The sequence below is a fragment of the Palaeococcus sp. (in: euryarchaeotes) genome (assembly GCF_053987695.1).
Genome location: NZ_JBMXHE010000058.1, coordinates 80,622 through 99,745 on the forward strand (window position 1 = coordinate 80,622; position 19,124 = coordinate 99,745).

At 44.7% G+C, this 19,124-nt stretch carries 25 protein-coding genes and 1 tRNA gene; 8 read left to right on the forward strand and 18 right to left on the reverse strand.

Going from position 1 to position 19,124, the window contains the following annotated elements; genetic code table 11:
- Position 1: 1 nt before the first annotated feature.
- Genes ACXJGZ_RS04895 through ACXJGZ_RS04905 form a run of 3 tightly spaced genes read right to left on the reverse strand, consistent with a single transcriptional unit; the run spans position 2 to position 1,477 of the window.
- Positions 2-379 (reverse strand): toprim domain-containing protein, encoded by a 378-nt coding sequence (locus ACXJGZ_RS04895; RefSeq protein ID WP_293253906.1) that lies wholly within the window; start codon positions 377-379, stop codon positions 2-4.
- A 44-nt stretch (positions 380-423) separates the two neighbouring features.
- Positions 424-810 (reverse strand): DUF2240 family protein, encoded by a 387-nt coding sequence (locus ACXJGZ_RS04900; RefSeq protein ID WP_456326614.1) that lies wholly within the window; start codon positions 808-810, stop codon positions 424-426.
- Positions 811-850: 40 nt separating this feature from the next.
- Positions 851-1,477 carry a hypothetical protein gene (locus ACXJGZ_RS04905; protein WP_456321179.1) on the reverse strand — a complete coding sequence of 209 codons (627 nt, stop codon included), beginning with the start codon at positions 1,475-1,477 and terminating at the stop codon, positions 851-853.
- 97 nt (positions 1,478-1,574) lie between these two features.
- On the opposite strand from ACXJGZ_RS04905, the gene ACXJGZ_RS04910 reads away from it, so the two are divergent.
- The 5 genes from ACXJGZ_RS04910 to ACXJGZ_RS04930 all read left to right on the forward strand — a co-directional run bounded on the left by ACXJGZ_RS04910 (position 1,575) and on the right by ACXJGZ_RS04930 (position 5,672).
- A complete protein-coding gene (locus tag ACXJGZ_RS04910; RefSeq protein ID WP_456321180.1) occupies positions 1,575-1,958 on the forward strand; it encodes a PaaI family thioesterase in 384 nt (127 codons plus the stop codon).
- Positions 1,959-2,095: 137 nt separating this feature from the next.
- Positions 2,096-3,064, forward strand: coding sequence for an agmatinase (speB, locus tag ACXJGZ_RS04915; protein ID WP_456398403.1), 969 nt, complete (start codon positions 2,096-2,098; stop codon positions 3,062-3,064).
- A complete protein-coding gene (locus ACXJGZ_RS04920; protein WP_456321182.1) occupies positions 3,061-4,083 on the forward strand; it encodes a PLP-dependent cysteine synthase family protein in 1,023 nt (340 codons plus the stop codon). The genes speB and ACXJGZ_RS04920 overlap by 4 nt, the downstream gene beginning before the upstream one ends.
- A gap of 109 nt (positions 4,084-4,192) precedes the next feature.
- A complete protein-coding gene (locus ACXJGZ_RS04925; protein WP_293252849.1) occupies positions 4,193-4,492 on the forward strand; it encodes a PadR family transcriptional regulator in 300 nt (99 codons plus the stop codon).
- 1 nt (position 4,493) lies between these two features.
- Positions 4,494-5,672 (forward strand): MFS transporter, encoded by a 1,179-nt coding sequence (locus tag ACXJGZ_RS04930; protein WP_456398404.1) that lies wholly within the window; start codon positions 4,494-4,496, stop codon positions 5,670-5,672.
- A gap of 13 nt (positions 5,673-5,685) precedes the next feature.
- Here the strand turns inward: ACXJGZ_RS04930 and ACXJGZ_RS04935 are convergent, their stop codons facing one another.
- The 5 genes from ACXJGZ_RS04935 to ACXJGZ_RS04955 form a co-directional block, all read right to left on the reverse strand.
- On the reverse strand, positions 5,686-5,904 hold the full coding sequence (locus ACXJGZ_RS04935; protein WP_293252965.1) for a hypothetical protein: 219 nt from the start codon (positions 5,902-5,904) through the stop codon (positions 5,686-5,688).
- A 73-nt stretch (positions 5,905-5,977) separates the two neighbouring features.
- Positions 5,978-8,197, reverse strand: a complete 2,220-nt coding sequence (locus tag ACXJGZ_RS04940; protein ID WP_456321183.1) for an OB-fold nucleic acid binding domain-containing protein — start codon at positions 8,195-8,197, stop codon at positions 5,978-5,980.
- Between the two features lie 46 nt (positions 8,198-8,243).
- On the reverse strand, positions 8,244-9,512 hold the full coding sequence (locus tag ACXJGZ_RS04945; protein ID WP_456398405.1) for a TIGR04013 family B12-binding domain/radical SAM domain-containing protein: 1,269 nt from the start codon (positions 9,510-9,512) through the stop codon (positions 8,244-8,246).
- 62 nt (positions 9,513-9,574) lie between these two features.
- The gene (hpkA, locus tag ACXJGZ_RS04950) at positions 9,575-9,775 is read right to left on the reverse strand and encodes an archaeal histone HpkA (protein ID WP_293252857.1); all 201 of its coding nucleotides are present in this window, start codon (positions 9,773-9,775) and stop codon (positions 9,575-9,577) included.
- Between the two features lie 369 nt (positions 9,776-10,144).
- A tRNA-Arg gene (locus ACXJGZ_RS04955) sits at positions 10,145-10,220 on the reverse strand.
- 47 nt (positions 10,221-10,267) lie between these two features.
- Between ACXJGZ_RS04955 and dcd the strand changes: the two genes are divergently transcribed.
- Positions 10,268-10,738 (forward strand): dCTP deaminase, encoded by a 471-nt coding sequence (dcd, locus tag ACXJGZ_RS04960; protein WP_456398406.1) that lies wholly within the window; start codon positions 10,268-10,270, stop codon positions 10,736-10,738.
- On the opposite strand, the gene ACXJGZ_RS04965 is transcribed toward dcd, so the two are convergent.
- The 10 genes from ACXJGZ_RS04965 to ACXJGZ_RS05010 form a co-directional block, all read right to left on the reverse strand.
- Positions 10,735-10,977, reverse strand: a complete 243-nt coding sequence (locus ACXJGZ_RS04965) for a CGP-CTERM sorting domain-containing protein (RefSeq protein WP_456398407.1) — start codon at positions 10,975-10,977, stop codon at positions 10,735-10,737. The genes dcd and ACXJGZ_RS04965 overlap by 4 nt on opposite strands.
- Positions 10,978-11,221: 244 nt before the next feature.
- Positions 11,222-11,995, reverse strand: coding sequence for a hypothetical protein (locus ACXJGZ_RS04970; RefSeq protein WP_456321187.1), 774 nt, complete (start codon positions 11,993-11,995; stop codon positions 11,222-11,224).
- Positions 11,996-12,075: 80 nt separating this feature from the next.
- Positions 12,076-12,390 carry a 50S ribosomal protein P1 gene (gene rpl12p, locus ACXJGZ_RS04975; protein ID WP_293252866.1) on the reverse strand — a complete coding sequence of 105 codons (315 nt, stop codon included), beginning with the start codon at positions 12,388-12,390 and terminating at the stop codon, positions 12,076-12,078.
- A 64-nt stretch (positions 12,391-12,454) separates the two neighbouring features.
- Positions 12,455-13,474 carry a 50S ribosomal protein L10 gene (locus ACXJGZ_RS04980; protein ID WP_293252869.1) on the reverse strand — a complete coding sequence of 340 codons (1,020 nt, stop codon included), beginning with the start codon at positions 13,472-13,474 and terminating at the stop codon, positions 12,455-12,457.
- A gap of 5 nt (positions 13,475-13,479) precedes the next feature.
- The gene (locus ACXJGZ_RS04985; RefSeq protein WP_456398408.1) at positions 13,480-14,130 is read right to left on the reverse strand and encodes a 50S ribosomal protein L1; all 651 of its coding nucleotides are present in this window, start codon (positions 14,128-14,130) and stop codon (positions 13,480-13,482) included.
- Between the two features lie 80 nt (positions 14,131-14,210).
- Positions 14,211-14,702 (reverse strand): 50S ribosomal protein L11, encoded by a 492-nt coding sequence (locus tag ACXJGZ_RS04990; RefSeq protein WP_456321188.1) that lies wholly within the window; start codon positions 14,700-14,702, stop codon positions 14,211-14,213.
- A 15-nt stretch (positions 14,703-14,717) separates the two neighbouring features.
- Entirely contained in the window at positions 14,718-15,170 is a 453-nt protein-coding gene (locus tag ACXJGZ_RS04995) for a transcription elongation factor Spt5 (protein WP_293252878.1), read from the reverse strand.
- Positions 15,171-15,189: 19 nt separating this feature from the next.
- Positions 15,190-15,384 carry a protein translocase SEC61 complex subunit gamma gene (locus ACXJGZ_RS05000; protein ID WP_293252881.1) on the reverse strand — a complete coding sequence of 65 codons (195 nt, stop codon included), beginning with the start codon at positions 15,382-15,384 and terminating at the stop codon, positions 15,190-15,192.
- 31 nt (positions 15,385-15,415) lie between these two features.
- Positions 15,416-16,546, reverse strand: a complete 1,131-nt coding sequence (gene ftsZ / locus ACXJGZ_RS05005) for a cell division protein FtsZ (protein ID WP_456321189.1) — start codon at positions 16,544-16,546, stop codon at positions 15,416-15,418.
- Positions 16,547-16,619: 73 nt separating this feature from the next.
- Entirely contained in the window at positions 16,620-17,438 is an 819-nt protein-coding gene (locus tag ACXJGZ_RS05010; RefSeq protein ID WP_456326620.1) for a D-aminoacyl-tRNA deacylase, read from the reverse strand.
- 234 nt (positions 17,439-17,672) lie between these two features.
- Here ACXJGZ_RS05010 and ACXJGZ_RS05015 point away from each other — a divergent pair, with 234 nt between their 5' ends.
- Positions 17,673-18,671 carry a TAXI family TRAP transporter solute-binding subunit gene (locus tag ACXJGZ_RS05015; protein WP_456321191.1) on the forward strand — a complete coding sequence of 333 codons (999 nt, stop codon included), beginning with the start codon at positions 17,673-17,675 and terminating at the stop codon, positions 18,669-18,671.
- A 47-nt stretch (positions 18,672-18,718) separates the two neighbouring features.
- The gene (locus tag ACXJGZ_RS05020) at positions 18,719-19,123 is read left to right on the forward strand and encodes a DUF1850 domain-containing protein (protein WP_456398409.1); all 405 of its coding nucleotides are present in this window, start codon (positions 18,719-18,721) and stop codon (positions 19,121-19,123) included.
- Position 19,124: the final 1 nt, after the last annotated feature.

Consider the following 19,124-nt stretch of genomic DNA (forward strand, 5'->3'; position numbering starts at 1 on the left):
GTCAGAAACGGGAAAGCGTCCTCAAATAGAGAGAGTACAAATCTTCAATGCCCTTTATGTCCTTCTTTGCAATTCTCTTAAGTTCTTTCCGTGTCTCTGAATCCACTCTGCAGTTATACCCCTCTAAATAGGAAATCAACTTTTTTGCCAATTCTTCACCCTTTTTATCCAAATCTGTTAACACCATGACTTCGTGATACTGCGAAGCGGTCAGGGCAATTTCAGATAGTGGTAAGCGGGAAAGTTTAATTATCCCCGTTTCGACCCCCAATTTCCTTAAAGCCACCTCGTCTCGCCTTCCTTCAACAATGATAACACCACCAAACTCTCGCAATTTGTTAATAAGGATTTCAAATCTTTTATAGTTTTCGGGCAGCATAGCCTTCATGAAAAAGGGGTTGAAATGTGTTTATAAACATTTTGTTACTCAATCCTCTCTTTAAACATGGACATATCAACCCCTTTTTCGATGCCGTAGAGGTATGCTATTAGCTTCCTGTCCAAGCTGCCATAGCGCTCTCCAAATTTCCTCAAATCCTCTAGAATCTCCTCCCGGGTCCATCCCAGAGAGGAAGTGAGGTACTCAATCATCTCCTCAAAGATATCCTCCTTTTCCCCGACACGTTCAGGATGGACGAGCAGAATATCTCCCTTCACCTCAATAATTCCCTTTTCAATGCAGTCATTGATGAAGGCTTTGGCTTCTTTTGGGCTCATCGCTTTGAGATTCAGTGAGAGAATCGCCAGAAGCTCCTGTCTCCTGAACTCGTTTGAACCTTTGAGGAGGATGGCATCTCTAAGAGGATTCACATTCCCACCGAAGATAATAGGGAGGGAAAGAATAAAACGTTTATGGCGCTCCTCCCACATCCCACATGAACATCGTGAAGCTGAAATTGTAATGCCGGGAGAGGAGGGTGGCCGGGTCGTAGGGATAGAGGATGTAAAACTTCTGCAAATCAGTGATGGTGTGCCTATCCGTGGGATCCACCTTGTAGTCCCAGACCTCGACAATGGGAAGCAATGGGATGCTCCTTGTTATTACAACGGAGTTCACGACATCGTATTTAAACTTCAGCTTGTTGTACTTCCTGTCTGAAAGCCTAAAAGATCTCATTATTCCAAACTTTGGCATTCCGAATCTTTCAATGCCCTCGACATTGAATTTATACTGGGTGTTGCTCTGCATCTCTTCCACGAGGCATGAGGAGGTGAAGCACGTGCCCGTTCCTGTTAGTGAATACAAGTAGATGTAGTCGTTGGTAAGATTTAGCTGAAGGAGTGCCGTTAAAAAGAATCCTATGATAAGTCCGTAAGCCAGTGGCTTTAGAACGTGCTTCCACCTTCTCTCCTGAATGTAGCCCCATTTAGCTCTGATAATTATCAGGATCACTGCGGGTATTAGGATAAAATAGAATATGTATGATAAGAAGTAACCTCCGAAGGTTGGGTAGTGCTCATAATACACATTTACCACCTCAGGGGTACATAGGTTCTTCTTTATTTAAGTTTTACTGCATTGTAAAAGTGAGAAGGCTTATATTCACAACGGCATACTAATATCCGGTGATGGCATGCAGAGGACTCACTTGCTCACATCAAAAGAGCTTGTTGGAGAGGTAATTGAGCTTGGCGAAGGTTTTTCAAAGGTGAAGCTCAAAACGAAAGAGCATATGAAGGTCGATGGGCATGGACTCGTTCATGGAGGATTCACTTTCGGGCTGGCGGATTATGCGGCAATGCTGGCTGTTAACGAACCTACGGTGGTTCTTGGAAAGGCGGAAGTAAAGTTCACAAAGCCTGTTAAGGTAGGAGATGAACTTCTGGCTGAAGCGCAAATAAAAGAAGATATTGGAAAGAAAAAAATAGTTTTTGTTGAGGTCTTCAACCAAAAGAACGAGAAGGTCTTTGAGGGCACCTTCCACTGCTACGTACTAGAGAAGCATGTTTTGGAGTAATTTATTGCGATAAAACTCTTTTCAAACCCCATCTTAATTTTCAAATTTGAAAGATCCGAGCTTGAAGCTCCATACACTCTCCTAAACAATAAAAAAGTAAAAATACTGTAAGAGCCAAGAATCTTATGGTGGCACAAATGAAGGAGTACAAACCTCTTAACCCCTTGAAAGTGCCGAGATTTTCTGGTATCAGGACTTTCTGGCGCCTGCCTTATCTAAAAAATGTGCCTAAAGACGTTGATTTTGTAATCGTCGGTATACCCTTTGACACTGGAGCATCCTATAGAGTTGGAGCCAGATATGGGCCAGAGGCAATTAGAAGCCAGTCGCTCATATTGAGATCTCACAATCCCGCTCTGAACATAACTCCCTTTGAATACTGCTCGGGAATTGACTATGGTGACATACAGGTTATCCCAGGATTCATAGAGCACTCGTATGAGAGTATTGAGAAAGAGTATCTCTCGATAATACGCAGGGATGTGATTCCAATAGCTCTTGGAGGGGATCACTCAATAACCTTAGCGGAGCTTAGGGCAATAGCTAAGAAATACGGTCCCGTGGCTCTAGTACAATTCGATGCACATACGGATACCGACCCAGATTATTATGGGCATAGGTATAACCATGGAACCACTTTTATCAGGGCTGTTGAAGAAGGCTTGCTCCTAGTTGATCATTCGATTCAGGTTGGGATAAGAGGATCCACATATTCAAAAGGGGAGATAGATAATGCCAGGAACCTTGGATTTGAGGTTATAACTGCCGAAGAGGTTTACAAAACCGGGATTGATTATGTAGCAAAGAGGATCCAAGAGCGGTTGGGAGATGCTAGAGTTTTTGTTACATTTGATATCGACTTCGTCGATCCCGCATATGCCCCCGGAACAGGCACGCCGGAAGTGGGAGGTTTTACAAGCAGAGAAACCTTGGAATTAATACGAAAAGGGTTGAAAGGGCTAAATTTTGTGGGTTTTGATTTAGTAGAGGTCTATCCGCAATATGATCCGGGATTCATCACCTCACTTCTAGCGGCACATGTAATCTTCGAGTTTATATCCCTAATAGCCCTGAATAAGAAAGCAGGTTTGGAGGCGAAAATATGAATGATAAGGTAGCCAAAAATAGTGTTGAATTGATTGGACATACTCCAATCGTTCGGCTTTCTAAGGTAGATAAAGACTATCCATTTGAAATTTGGGCAAAATGTGAGTTTATGAACCCCACAGGTAGTGTGAAAGATAGGATGGCGTATTACATGATAAGGGAAGCGGAAAAACAGGGGAAACTAAAACCCGGAATGACTATAGTAATAGCTACAACCGGGAATACAGGGATCTCATTTGCTGCATGGGGGGCTTATTTTGGTTATGACGTGCTAATTGTCATGCCTGAAGAAATGAGCTACGAAAGAAAGCTCTTAGACATGCTCTTTGGTGCTAAATTAATTTATACTCCCGGAGGAGAAAGCGACGCAATGGGTGCACTAAAATATTCGAAACAGCTGGAAGAAGAAAATCCCGATAAATACCTAGCTCTTGATCAATGGAGTGATGAAGCAAACTTCAAAGCCCATTACGAAACAACCGGAAAGGAAATAATAGAGCAGCTTGGGGCAGAAAATATAAGCGGATTTGTAACCGGAGTTGGCTCGGGAGGAACACTCGTTGGAGTGGCAAAGCGGTTGAAGGAAGCCAATCCAAAGATAATAACTGCAGGAATGGAGCCAGCAGAGTGCCCAACTGCAGAAGGCTGGTTTAAGACAGGCAAAGTTGGGGCTTGGGGAAGACATGAAGTAGAAGGAATTGGAGATGGGTTTGTACCGGGATTAATCCAGAAATACAGGGACTACATTGATGAATGGATAACCGTGAGCAGTGATGAGGCCATTAAAATGGCTCGAAAAATAGCTAGGAAAGAAGCTTTAGGAGTGGGCATCTCCTCAGGAGCAAACGTAGCAGCAGCAATAAAACTTGCAGAAAAATATTCGTTTGATGAAGGAGATAAGATAGTTACAATATTGCCCGACTATGCAGCTAGATACTTCAGCACCAGATTATTCTTGAAAAGAAGATTGACAACAGAAGAACACAAAAAAATGCTAGAATTAGCCAGAAAAGATTGACTTTTACTTTTAATTTTCATACTCAGGAGGCCCCTATCCCAACGCTAACTCCAAGAGAAAACACAACATTTTTATACCTTGATATTGGAGATCGATATCGGTGTTCGATATGATGAGGCGCATCCTCCTCGGCTTCATGGAGCTCCATATACTTTACCATGCAAGCAAAGAAGATATAAGCGGGGTTTTTATAATGGAAGAGCTCAGGAGACATGGATACAAGGTAAGCCCCGGGACAATTTATCCTCTCCTCCATAAAATGGAGGATATGGATCTTCTAACGAGTAGATGGGATGTTAAAAATGGCAGAAGGGTAAAGCTTTACAGAATAACATCTAAGGGGATGGAATTCCTTGAAGAAGGAAGGAAGAAGGTTAGAGAGCTCTCACAAGAAATTTTAGGTGATTAAGATGACAGAAAAGAAGAAAATCATTGGAATAAGCTGGAACGTGTTTCTCCTCGGAATCGTGAGCTTTTTAAATGACATGAGCAGCGAAATGATTGCCCCCATAGTTCCCTCTTACCTCACGGACATCCTGAGGATAAATAAGGCGCTAAGTGGTTCCCTTATGGGGCTAATAGAAAGTCTGAGCTCCCTCTTCAAGGTTGCCTTTGGATATATAAGCGACAGATTCAGAGAAAGAAAACTCTTCGTTGCCTTTGGATACCTCTTCTCAACCGTGGCAAAGGGAGCGCTCGCATTCACACATGCATGGTGGGACTTTTTGAGCCTTAGAGTGCTTGACAGGGTCGGAAAAGGAATAAGAACGGCTCCAAGAGATGCTCTAATAGCAGAATCGAGTGAAAAAGGGAAGAGCGGAAAATCCTTTGGCTTCCACCGCATGATGGACACAATGGGCGCCGTTGCGGGGCCTCTCGTTGCAATTGGGATTCTGGCGCTCTTGAGAAACTATGCCAAGGTGGAAGCCTACAGATACGTTTTTCTTCTCTCCGCAGTTCCTGGAATAATCGGCGTACTCATAGTGCTCTTCCTTGTGAAGGATACTGGAAAGGAAGTTAAAAAGAAGATAACTGGAATTTCGGCACTGAAGAGCAAAAATTTAAGGCTCTTTTTAATTGTGGTCGCCATAGGAGCCCTTGGCAGATACAGCTATGCCTTTATCATGTGGAAGGCGGAGGAGCTTGGATACAGCGTCGTTCAAAGCCTTGCCTTTTATGCTCTCTTCAACGTGATATACGCCCTGTCCGCATACCCCATAGGGGTTCGTTCGGACAAGGTTGGAAAAAAGAGGGTTATAACACTCGGCTTTGGAGTTGCAACCCTCGCCGCACTTACATTCGCCCTTGCAAATACCCTTCCAACCCTGATCCTGGGATTCGTGCTCTATGGAATATATCTGGCTATAGAGGATACAATACCCCGGGCGTATATGGCGGATCTTGCCAAGGAATTCGAAAAAGGTATGGTAATAGGGGCATATCACACCGTGTTTGGTTTGTTCGTCTTCCCTGCATCTGTGATAGCAGGATTTCTATGGCAGAATTACTCTTTAGAGTACGCTTTCCTGTACGCTGCCTTCATGAGTGCTGTGGCTATGGTCTTGATGAGCTTTGTGGGGGAGGATTGACCTCCCTCAAAGATTAAACCTTCTCAAGCTTTTCAACAAGTTCCTCAGTTAAAGTTAATGGTTTATCCGACTCATAGATATCAGCAAGTTCCCAGGAAACCTCTCCTTTGTTCATGGCTTTTGCATAACGCTCTGCTAGCTCTTTAGCTTCCTCAAAAGACTTCGCTTCAACAATTCTCCTAACGTACCATTTTAAAGAACCGAATCTGAGCTTGAACTCCGCCATGTACATGGACATCACCAAAGAAGTATAGTCCTTGGAATATAAAAGTTTGTTCATCAAATGCGGAAAAGTTGAGGTAAGGTTAAGCTTTCCTAAGCTTAACGACCTGCTTTGCAAACTCTTCAAGGACCTCCTTGCGCATGCCTTCAAAGAACTTTATGGAACCGGCAAAGCTGTGTCCCCCTCCTTCTATTCCCGCCGCGGGAAGAAGCTCTTGAAGTTTGGGTATTATCATGTTCAGGTCAAAGTTATACTCGCCCATTCCATCGCTCGCTCTGATAACGGCAAAATCTGGACCGTATGCCAATGTTAAAATTGGGCTATTTTCTCCGTATTTCTCCTTGAAATGATCGTGTATCAGCCCACCCAGCTTGCCAGGGCTTGGATACGAGAATTTGGGAGCAAAGAGTTCTATGTCTATTGTGTTAAATCTTATGCCGTTTGGAAGAACCACGCTCTTCACATGAGGTAACGATGCTCTCAAGGCCTTTTCCTGCTTCTCCTCCACCTCGGGATAGATTGAATCCACCAAGAGGCGGTGCCTCTTTAGGTTGCCGCTCAAAAGGAGGAGTTCCTCTATTATGCCCTTCCCGTCCATGAACTTCCAGAAGTAGGCTTCGTGGTCAACAACCTCTGCTATTTTCTTTAAATCCTCCTCTGTTAATCCCTTCATCTGCTTTGCTATCCTCTTGTACTGCTCAAACTCAGGTGCATTGCTCCTATCGCCTGTTCCCGCTATCGCAGGGAGATGTTTGATCTTTTCTTCCACAGGTGGGTATATAAAGCGTGCAAGTTCTGTGGCGAGCATTCCGGCGGTTAGTTCATAATAGCCGCGCTTTACGAGATGAGGGTTAACATGAACGTCCACGTACTCATCTACGAGGGCTCTGTTCTCACTTACAAACTCCCTCGGGTCGTGGTGATCCACAACAACTATGGGAACACCATATGCCTTCAGGCGTCTGTAAGCAGGTATGTCCTCACTCGTACCTCCATTATCCACTATAACTATAAGGGGAAGCTCCTCCCCAAACTTCCTCGAATCCTCAACGGCAAAGATTATGTCCTTGAGGACATCCTCAAGCTCGTAGAAAGGAGCCCTGCTCGGTCTACGCTTAAAGAGGTGCCACTCGGCATCAGGATCGGGTGAAACTTCCTTCAAGAGAGGAATTATTGCGCTTTCCAATGCCAAACCGGAGACATAACCGTCCGTATCCGCATGATGCCTCAGGAGGATCGGTCTCCCCTCGTAAATAGCCTTTCTAATTATAAATGCAGCCTCCATTATCTTGGGCTTGAGCTTCTCCAGAATTTCACTGTCAATTAAAAAGCCCACATCTTCGGGCTGTGCCTTTCTATTGAGCTCTTCCTCTATTTTGGTCTTCACCTGAGCCGCATCGGGGCCCCAAAGCCTCGCCATATCACTTACTTCTATTTGGATCTCCCCCGCATGGAAGGAAACCTTTCCAATTACTTCCACAACATCCCCAACTTCGATTTTGGGATAAGCCCTAACGCCCGGAGCTTCAAATGCTGCAGCCCATGTTATACCCGTTCCATCACTCACCGTGAATACCGTTGGACCCCCGGTGACCTGAATTTGGGTGACCTTCCCCCTGAATCTCACGGTTTTACCCGCCATTTCCTTGGTTAAGGCCCCTATATCACTTAGAGGTATCTCCTTCCTAACCAGCACCTCGCGGTATTTCTTTAAGGCGGATTCAATCAAATCAACTTCGTTTCTATCGGGTCTAACATCCAGAACCTGCACCACTATTTCGTCTCCCACAGAATAATCCTTTTTAAGGAGGTCCTTTCTTTTTATGAGTCCTACAACGTGCTTGTTAAGTCTCACAAATACCCCAAAACGTTCCACTCTCTCAACACTTCCCTTATATGCGTTGCCCACCTCAACATCCTCGTAGTCACACGTGTTGTCAAGAATATAGACTATCTTGAACTTCCTCTCGCACTCGGGGCATATCCAGGTGCTCTCCATCCCGGGCTCCCATGAACCTTTAACTTTTCCGCATATATCACATGCCAGAACTCTTCCCGTGCCGCCGCACATCGGGCAGTCTCCGTAAACCGGGACGGTGCCCTTCCCATGGCATTCGGGACATGGAATCTCATCAACCTCCTCGTCCACTCCAAAATAATCGAGGTTTTTATAACCCCTAAGCTGCTTGTCGAGCTTGAAATCCGCTGGAACATAACCCCATCCATTGCAAACCTCACATTCTTTCTCGCCTATCTTTACTTTACCGCTCCCGTGACATTCGGGACACTCCTTAACAACCATCTCGCCCACCTCCAAAAGAGATAATGTCTTGAATTTAAAACATTATCTAACACACACTCCTAACCTGTCCGTTATAGCTCATTGGTTCTTCATAAAACTCCTCTATAAGGCGTTGAAGCTTCTTTGAGAGCTCCATCTGATTTGTCCAGGACCCTTCGACTTTTCCCTTTGCAGCCATCTGCCCTAAAAAGCGCTTCATTTCATCGCTAACTGGTGAGGGTTTGCATCTCGCAAAGGGAGTTCCCGGCAGGGGCATGAAATAGTGTGCTCTGACTTTTCCTCCCTTGCGCATGACCCACTTCATAAACTCCATGCTCCTCCTCTGACTCTCCTCACTTTCCCCAGGGAGGCCCACTATAAAGTCAACCACCGGTTCTATGCCATATTCGAGCATATATTCCACTGCTTCCTTTACGTGAGTGATCGTGTGGAGCCTGTGTATTCTTTTAAGCATCATCTCATCTACCGTCTGTGCACCTATTGCGAGCCTCCTGTTATCAGCATACCTCATGATGAGCTCCAGAGTTTCAGGTTTCACAAACTCGGGCCTCACTTCGCTTGGGAATGTGCCGTAGAAAAGCTTCCTTCCCTCTTTCCTGAGGGGCTGAAGTGCCTTTAAAAGTGCTTCAAGCTTATCGATTCTTAAAAGAGCACCCGGAGAGCCGTAAGCAAAGGCATTTGGAGTTATGTAACGTATATCCTTCATCCTCCGGGAATATTTAACTATCTGAGGTATGGGGCGGTGCCTCATTTTAAAGCCCTTCATGTAGGGAGTCTGGCAGTAGTAGCATGCAAAGGGGCAGCCACGGCTTATCTCTATGGGAGCTATGTACCGGAGGCCTTCAGCATAGGGAGGGAATTTTGTGAAATCATCCACCTTTGCAAAGCCCGTGAATATGAAATCACCGTTGAGATAAAATGCGAGCCCACGAATTTTCATCAACTCCTTCGTCAGCTTAAAACTATTTCTTTTAAGGAATGTTAGAAGTTGATAAAGAACCTCCTCCCCCTCCCCTATGATAGCAATGTCAAAGTATCTAAGGGTGTGCTTGGGCATTGCTGTGGCGTGGTATCCCCCTGCTATCAGAAGGGCATTTGTTTTCTCCTTAAGTATCTCAATCTCCCTCTCAATTTCCCAGAGCTCTTCAGTGTAGAATGAGTAAAGCACAGCTCTGGGTCTCGATTCTAATATTCTCTCAAAGTCCTTGGTAATCAGGATTTCCCCCACATCAAAGCCCTGAGCCTCCAGTGCACCCAGGAGATGAACGAAAGCATTGTGGTTCCTTTTTGTCATTCTAACGGCTATCTCATACATGATAAAAACTCCAAGAAGAGGCTTTTAAAAGGTTTACTGTAAAAACAAAAATAAAAGAGGCTTCAGGCTTTAATAGCGAGCTTAATGTCCTCAGCTTTTACTGTCTTTCTACCGGCGTGCCTTGCGAAGTCGCTTGACTTCTTAGCAAGCTCGATAGCATAGTCCTCCAAGTACTCGGCCAATACCTTAGCGGCATCTTCACTAACTCTCTCAGCACCAGCCTTCCTAATCAACCTGTCAATTGGTGCAATTGGCAACTCCATCTTTCAACACCTCCATACAAAGCATTTTCACTATTCTTTTTCGAATTAGAGGTATATAAGCTTTTTGGTTAAAAGAGCATTTTCAGGGTAATTTTAGGCGTATGAAGGGTTTAACAAATATATGCAGGCAATCTAAAAATTTTCGATAGCAATCTGCAGGGTACATCGACGCTGGAAAACATTCCCACTAATCCAAGGCTTTATCTGGGTAGAGGCTTAAATTTTAGAATTCAGATTGAACATACCTTTAAACAATTGTCGAAAAAAGAGCAGTTCATGAGATGGAAGATGAGTTCTTCAGATGTTAATGATGTCATGTAGGAGGTATGTGGATACATGGAAACAGAAGGTAATAGAAGGAGAAATCTATGGCGGGCCCGCCGGGATTCGAACCCGGGAAACCCGGCTCCGAAGGCCGGTGCCGTATCCCCTGAGCCACGGGCCCCTCAAAAAGGTTATAATCCCCGCATACATAAAAGTTGCGGTGATAAAATGATGCTGCCCGATACTAAAATAGTGAAGGAAATCCTAATCGAACCCTTCAATGAGCGCTCACTTCAATCGGCAGGCTATGATTTGAGAGTAGGAAGAGAAGCGATGGTCAATGGAGAGTTCATCAACGTTGAGGAGACGGGGAAAGTGGTCATACCTCCAAAAGGGCATGCGCTAATTTTAACACTTGAGCGAATTAAGCTACCCGACGATGTAATGGGGGATATGAGGCTGAGGAGTACGTTTGCGAGGGAAGGAATTCTCGGGAGCTTCGCGTGGGTTGACCCGGGATGGGACGGGAATCTGACGCTGGCGCTCTTCAACTCCTCCGAAGAGGAGGTTGTCCTTGAGTACGGGGAGAGGTTTGTCCAGATAGCTTTTCACCGTTTGGAAAGCCCCTCAAGCAGACCATACAGGGGAAGCTACCAGGGAAGTCAGCATTTAGCTCTGTCCAAAAGGAGGAAACGTTAAGTTCTCATCTTCACGAGCGGGAACAGAGAAAGGAGCATTAACACACCGGGCCCGCATATCCCTTTTCTTCCCTGAGGTTCTGTGGAGTTGAGGGGAGTGAAGTCATTTAATCCCGGAATTGGCCACGGCTTTGGATTTGAAAGTTCGCCTGTCAGGTCCTCAAATGTACTATTATACTTTAAGAGCCGCCCGTGCGTACCCGCAATCAGCCAGAAATTATTAATATGAACAATGCTCATGCTGGAATCAGCAATCTTTGTGTGTTTTTTCCATCATATTTGAAGAGTCCCCTACCCGTAGCAATCATCCAATACCCACCCCATTTGAGAAAATGGGCATTCATTGGGGAGATTTTGTTAATGTTCCCGTTGTAAGAATAAATACCATAATTCGTCGCTATAAGCACTGCCGAACCGTTGGAATAAATGCGAAAATTTTATGTGATAACTCGCCATTGCATGAGTTCCATTTGCTGCAAGCCCTTCATTTCACCACGTCCTCCTCATGAAATATCATGAAAAGGGATTCTTTGCTTATTTTCCACTCCTCATACATCAGAGTATAGGCAGCTGTAAACATCGGGATAACTATAAGGATATTGAGGAAGGAGCCTATGAAGGGTATTAGGGAGCTCACGGCAGATGAAGCCAGAGAGTAAAGTATAGCTAGGATCACGCCTTTCTTGAAGTTGGCAGTGTAAACCCTAAAGGAATCTATTATCGGAAAGCTCTTCTCTACAATGAGTGGAGAAAGCATGAAGAGAGGAGATACTATGAGCATCGAGATGATCACAGTATATACTATGATAAAGGGAACATTGCGTACAACCACTATCGGAGCATAGGGGATCATTAAAAGCGCGAGTAAAACTGTGTAGGATATTAAGGCTAAGGGAAGTCTTTTGACCCCGAAGCGAATTGCCTCCTCTGGAGCACTTTTCTTCAGAATGAAATATGAGACACCTATCATGCCAATCAACGAAAAGAGGAGCATTATTAACGTAACGGCTATCGATAGAATTATGAAATTTTTTGAGGTGAAGAAGTCCAGGCGAGGATGGAAAAGAGAACCTCCTTTAATAAGGGGTATGAGAATATAAATACTGTAAATTAAGATCGCCAGAAGGGCTGGTACAAATGGTATGAGGAGCTTTGGATTTGAGAGTATAATATCCAAACTTTCCGAGAGGTATTCATCAATTCCCCTTCCTTTCCTCTTTTTAAGATCAGGTGGTAGAACCTCATCCATAGCTCTCACATAAGAGAATACAGGCACATCATAATAAGCTTTGCGATTAAATGCTCAGAAAAGTTGAAATAGAGAGAGGAAAGGAAACTTCAACCGAAGAGGGCTCCAAGTCCAGCGAGAGCCTCTTCTTCCTTCTCCTCTTCCTCTTCTTCTTCCTCTTCTTCCTCTGCCGGTGCTTCTTCAGCTGCAGCTGGAGCAGCAGCCGGAGCGGCGGCAACTGCAACTGGCATAGCGGCCTTTTCGATTGCCTCCTCGATGTTGACGCCCTCAAGGGCTGCAACTAAAGCTTTAACCCTAGCATCATCAACTTCAACACCAGCAGCGCTCAAGATGCTTTTGATGTTCTCCTCATTTATCTCCTTGCCAGCGGCATGTAATAACAATGCAGCATATACATACTCCATTTCTTGCACCTCCAATCATCTTCATTTTTCACTTATTTAGGATACGAGGGAAATTGAAAGGGAATCAACCAAACAACGCCCCCAATCCTGCGAGGGCTTCCTCCTCAGAGGCTTCCTCTTCTTCTTCCTCTTCTTCAGCTTCCTCAACCTTTTCTTCCTGTGGTTGAGGTTGAGCGGCAACGGCTATTTGTGCCTGTTGGTTTAAAAGCTCTTTGGTCTTCTCGTCAAGCAAGTCCTCCGGCAATTCTTGAGCTATGAGCAAAGCAACCCTGAATGCCCTGCCAAGTATGTCGCCAGCTGTGTCCTTCGTGAGATAGTTTGCCTCCACCGCAACGTTCTTTGCGCCCATAAATGCCTTCTGAATAAGTGCCTCTATCGTCTGCTTTGTTGGGTAAGCTACGTTAACTGCCAAGTTGAATGCATGCATATAGGCTTGTTGAAGCATTTGGATATATTGCTCCTCATCCACTGCCAGCACATCGGGTTTGTAGACCAATCCCTCCTCATAAGCAGCCAGCAGTTCGAGACCCACTTCAAGGGGCTCTATCCCAAGCTTGTTCAATATGTTGGCAAGTTGGGGAGTGATTGTCTCTCCAGCTTTCAAAACAACGGTGTCCTTTTGAATGCTAACCTTACCCTTATCAATCCTCGCTGGTATGCCCATAGCCTGCATCTCACCAACAACTGGGCCTGGAGCCAATGATGTCGGTCCTGCAGGTATGATGACGTCCTTGTTTACCACCGCACCGGGTTTGGCTGGAGCCGGTTTCTTGCTCTCCTGAAGGAATTTATAGAGCTTGAACGGGTTCATGCTTGTAGCCAAAATTGCAGCCCCACCCTGAATGTACTTTGCAAGCTCTTCTATTCCCTCAACACCTTCCTGAGCAGCCTTCTTTATTGCCAGCTCAATTAAAGTGTTTCTTGAAACTCTGAGAACACCCTGCTCTCTAATGGTATCCCTCATCTTCGATAACGGATATGCTGGAACGTCTGCAACGTTTATTAGGGCAATTACTGGGTATTCTTTGATGAGTGTTGCAAGCTCTTCAACTTCTTTCTTTTTCCATTCGGCTACGTGGGCCATCTACATCACCTCTCCACCTTTACAGCGGGGCCCATGGTTGTTTTGACGTACACTGATCTAACCTGGTGCTCTCCTCTCTCGAGCTTGTTGATCACTGCATTCAGCAGTGCCTCGGCATTTTCCGCTATTTTCTCGTCTTCCATGTTCTCAATACCTATTGGAGCATGCAGAACCGGGTTGTTCTTCAGCTGAAGCCTGACAGTCTTTTTGAGTTTGTTAACTATGGGTTCCAAGTTTGTCATTGTTGGTGGAACAACTTGGGGCATCTTGTTTCTGGGACCCAAGAACCTACCGAGATATCTACCAATCTTTGGCATCAATGGCGCTGCTGCTATGAAGAAGTCGTACTTCCTAGCTACCTTTCTGGCTTCCCTTGGGCTTTCCTTAAGCTTCTCCAATTCCTCACCACTAATCACGTCTAGCCCGAGCTTCTTAGCCGCCTCGGCAACGGCTCCATCAGCTATGACCGCGATATTAACTTCTTTACCTCTCCCGTGAGGCAGCAAAACCTCAAGCTTAAACCTGTTCTCAGGTTTTTTTAAATCAATATCCTTGAGGTTCACTGCCATTTCGACGGTCTGTGTGAAGTTACGCGGCTTGGCCCGGGCTTTAGCCTCCTTCACCGCTTCCACGAATTTTTGCCTATCGTAGGCCATTTCTTAGACCTCCCAAATTTTTTGTGATTTAAGCCATTAAAAATCAAAGTTTCGTAAAAAGAGGAGATTTTTAAACTTTTCTATTGCTCCTCCTTTGCAAATACCTCATCGTAGAGGCCTTCATCAATCTCTCTTTGAACCTGTTTCGCAGGCTTGCCGTCTATTGTAACACCCATGCTTAAAGCTGTTCCAATGACCTCTTTGGTAGCCGCTTTCAGATCAGCAGCAAGCATCTGATCCATTTTTGTTTTTGCGATGGCTATTGCCTGTTCAATGCTCAAATCACCAACTATGTTCGTCCTTGAAGCATCTGAACCTTTTGAAATCCCCAGCTCCTTCTTTATGAGCTGACTGACTGGTGGTTTACCCACCTCAATCTCAAACGTCTTTTTCTTTGGATCTGTGACTATGACTTTCACCGGCACCTGCATTCCTGCAAAGTCCTTTGTAGCTTCGTTGATTTTTTGGACTACCTGCATGACGTTTAATCCTAATGGACCGATTGCAGGTCCAAGTGGTGGACCAGGAGTAGCTTTACCTCCCTCAACTAACACTTCAACTATTTGTGCCATCTACCTCACCTCTGGCTATTGGTTTGAACGTTTGCTTATAAGTCTAACGTATTCACCTTTTACGGTGACGGGTATTGGGACTATTGCACCCACGAGCTCGACAACAATCTCATCCTTGGCCTCATCAACCCTAACAACTTTAGCTTTTTCGCCCTTAAACGGGCCCGCAATGAGCTCAACAATATCTCCCGGCTCGAAGCCGCTGACACTCGGCCTCTCCTCTAAGAAGTGCTCAATTTCACTAAAAGCAACTTCTCCGGGAAGAGTCCCTTTAGCATGCCTGATGCCCCTAATCGCCTCATCAACGGCACTCTTATTCTCAGCCTCAACAAATATATACCCTTTAACCTTGCTTGGAGCCAGTATTGCAAATATGGGAATGTTGTATGTCTTGGCCTTGCTATAAATCAAGCTGGCCGTATTCTCCTCTTGACCTACCGTGACCCTTACTGCAAATATCTTGCCCATTTCAACCACCCAAATGTGTTTAACTGCCGCCTGATACCAGAGTTCCAATAATTCTGATTATCATCCCAATGGCACCAATTAGGATCATTCCAAGGCCTGTAATCTTTGCGGCCATACTAAACTCCTTGGTGCTCGGTTTTTTTGTAACCAGCAAAACCCTCTTGGACTCCGTTATGAAGTTTTTAAGTTTTTCCATGAAGCTCTTCTCTGCCATCACTCAACCCTCCAAAAATTGTGAAAGAAGATCAAAGCTCTTCTATGTCGAGCCTGACTATTTTCCTTTCTCCTTCCTCTTCGAATGTCAGGGGTCTTTCTTCCGTAACGGCATAGGGTGAGTTCACACCACTCACCACAATCATAACCCTAATCGTTTTGCTAAGCTCGGGATCAAGCTGGATTCCCCAGATCATCTGCGCCTCCGGGTCAAGTTTACTCGTGACCTGCTCTATTATCTGCTGGGCTTCCTCAAGCTTAACATCGCTACCGCTTATGCTTATCAACGCGCCCTTTGCACCGCTTATATCCACATCCAGCAGCGGGCTGTTGAGGGCTTGTATCGCTGCTTCCTGAGCTCTCTTCTCACTATCACTTTCACCAATGCCTATCATGGCAATTCCGCCGTCTTTCATCACCGCTCTGACGTCCGCAAAGTCGAGGTTAACCAGCCCTGGCTTTGTTATGAGCTCTGTAATCCCCTTAACGGAGTGCACGAGTATCTCATCCGCAACTTTGAATGCCATGTGTATTGGCAGGTTAGGAGCGACCTCCATCAGCTTATCATTTGGAATTACAATTACGGTGTCGCTGTTCTTCCTCAATCTCTCAAGGCCATATTCAGCGTTTTTAATTCTTCTAATGCCCTCTACGGTAAAGGGAAGTGTTACGACAGAAACCGTTAATGCACCCATCTTTTTGGCGAGCTCAGCCACTACGGGAGCAGCACCGGTTCCCGTTCCTCCCCCCAATCCACAGGTTATGAAGACCATGTCGGCTCCTTCTAATGCATCTCTAATATCTCTCTCGCTTTCCTTTGCAGCTTCTTCACCGATTTTTGGATTGTTTCCAGCTCCCAACCCTTTGGTGATTTCCTTGCCTATTAAGATCTTCCTATGAGCTCTAATTTTAAGCAGATCCTGAGCATCGGTGTTAACACCAATAATCTTGGCACCCTCAACTCCCACTTCCATCATCCTATTTATAGTATTACAACCAGCACCACCAACGCCGACAACGTATATTTTTGCCTGTGTTTGTTCCAAAATTTTTCTAAGCTCCTCATCAATATCGGAACCGGGAATTTGTGTGCTAACTGTAGCTTCGACTTTGTTAACCTCTTCCGAGGTTCTTTCGATTACGCCTTCAACCAACTTCAACATCTTTTTCACCCTCCACGGGAAATCATAATTTAAAATCTGGTAAATTTTGTTGCAAAGCAATATATAAACTTAGCTAATCCTTAATAAATTCTATGCCCCTCTCTTCAGCAAGTGCCCTTGCCATCTGACGAGTTTCTCCCCTGCTTCCCTTCCAATCCACATGAATCGCCTCGACTCTTCCGTTTGTTCTCTCTAATGCCTTTAAAAGCATTTCCTTGGGTAATGGGTGAACATATTTCGGTGCTATGTGTGCAAATGCAAGCTCGCCTTCAAGTGCTCTTCTCGTCTGTTTCGGTGCATAGTGTCCACCGCCAATGCCAAGAGCAATTTTGTTTTTAGTCTTTTTATAGTTATCTAACACATAAATTATCGTTTCCGCCACAATCTCACCCGCTCTATCATTTATCCACTCCTCTTTGCTCGAACCTATCTCGATGAAGAGAGATGGTACATCGAGCTCGCTCGGACCATGATGGGTAGCCTCATAACAAACCAACCAGTCCATATCATTCAGTTCATTTAACTTAAGGAGCGCAAGCTTCATGGCATTTGGTTCCGCAATTGCCAGACTCCCATCTCTTCCTCCATACATTGCCTCTCTCCAGTTTCCGGTTATATGGGTTGTTAACGCAGGAAGTTTCTGTTTGCTGGAATGCCTTGAGGCAAAGATTATTATCTCTGGCTTAAATCCGAGCTGCTTCTCAATTTCGTGATCCAGATTATCGTAATATATCATCTCATCGTTGGTCGTCAGAATTATGGTTTTCGCGTTTTGATAGACCGGATTCCCATCAAAAAGCTCATCGCTCTCTTTAAACCCAAAATTCTCTATAAGCTTTCTCTTAATATTCATGGACGCGAGATCCACTTTGGTCGTCATTATCACGTTCATTTTCAACCCCCACATTGAAGTAGGAAGCATAATAAAAAGGTTTGCCTCATAAACTTACAGTATACTGTCAACAATCACGAATATTTTTCGAAAATTCTAAAAATTTTGCATTTTCATATCGAAATCATAACATTTATTTGCTTGTAAAACTTTACAACCGTAAAATATATAACGGAGTGGGGGATTAAAATATAACATAGATAAAATCAAGAACTATTGTGAGGGGAACGAGAAATGAAGTGGAAAATTTTGGGAATAATATTTGTTTTGGCCCTTGGTTTAGTTGTTTCGGGCTGCACACAGCAGGGAGGAACAACAACCAGCTCCGTTGAAAAGACGAAAATTACAATATACACCGGTGGTACAAGCGGTGTATATTTCCCGCTTGGTTCCAAGTATGCAGAACTTCTAACAAAGTATGGCACGGTTGTAAGTGCTGAAGCTGTCACAAGCGGTGCAAGTGTTGCAAATGCAAAGGCAATTGGCGATGGGAACGCCCAAGCCGCTATTCTCCAGAACGACGTTGCATACTATGCCTATAATGGGCTATACATGTTCCAAGGCACAGCCATAAAGAAATTAAAGGGTGTTGCTGCTTTATACCCCGAAACAGTGCAATTTGTAGTTAGAGCGGACAGTGATATTAAGAGTTTAGAAGACTTGAAAGGTAAGAAAGTTGCTATCGGTGCTCCGGGAAGCGGTACAGCCGTTGCAGCCGAGCAGGTTCTTAGAGCGGCTGGCGTCTGGGACAGCATCGAGAAGGTTAACCAGAAGTTTAGTGAAGCAGCCCAAAGCTTAAAGCTTGGCCAAGTTGATGCAGCTGTTCTAGTTGCAGGAATTCCCACTCCTGCCGTTAATCAAATAGCAGTTCAAACACCCGTTAGAGTCTTGCCAATCCCGGATGAGACCCTAAACAAACTCAAAGACGAAGGATACATATTCTACGTTAGACAGATTGTTCCAAAGGGAACATACAATGGTGTTGAGGAAGATACACCAACAGTCGCGGTTAAAGCCATGCTTGCCGTGAGTGCTGATTTACCGGATAATGTCGTCTATGAAATGACTAAAATACTTTACGAGCATGTGGAAGATCTGAGAGCTGTCCATCAGAAAGCCAAATTGATAAGCCTTGACACAGCGCTGGATGGTATGAGCATACCACTCCACCCGGGAGCCATCAAGTATTACGAGGAGAAAGGATTGAGCATACCAAGTGAAATTAAAGGGTGAATTTCTTGAACAAACTTTTTTATTTTTTTATTCTAGCAGTTCTTCTCGTGGTATTTTTTCCGGTTAATGTCCTCATTGTTAGTGATGGGAGTTCATCTCATGATTACATTTTGGGGGAAAAGAACGTCACGATTTTCTATATACACAGTGTTGAAAGGAGCGAGATATATGAAGGCTTAAAAATCAATAGAACAGGAATTTATGCCACTGAAATGAGATGGAAGGACTTTGGTGCAGGATTGCCCGAAGATATCCAATACATGGAAAACGGCTACTACGTGAAGGAAATCAACATATACCTGGGAAAAAGCCTGGAACTCTGGTTTATCCCCCTAAACAAGGCCCAAATAAGTGTTGATGGTTCTCTTATCTTTGCTCCAAAAACGGAAACGCTTATGAAATTCGAGGTGAAGAGATGTTTATTAGTACAAGCTATGGTAGGGAGGTGCTGAG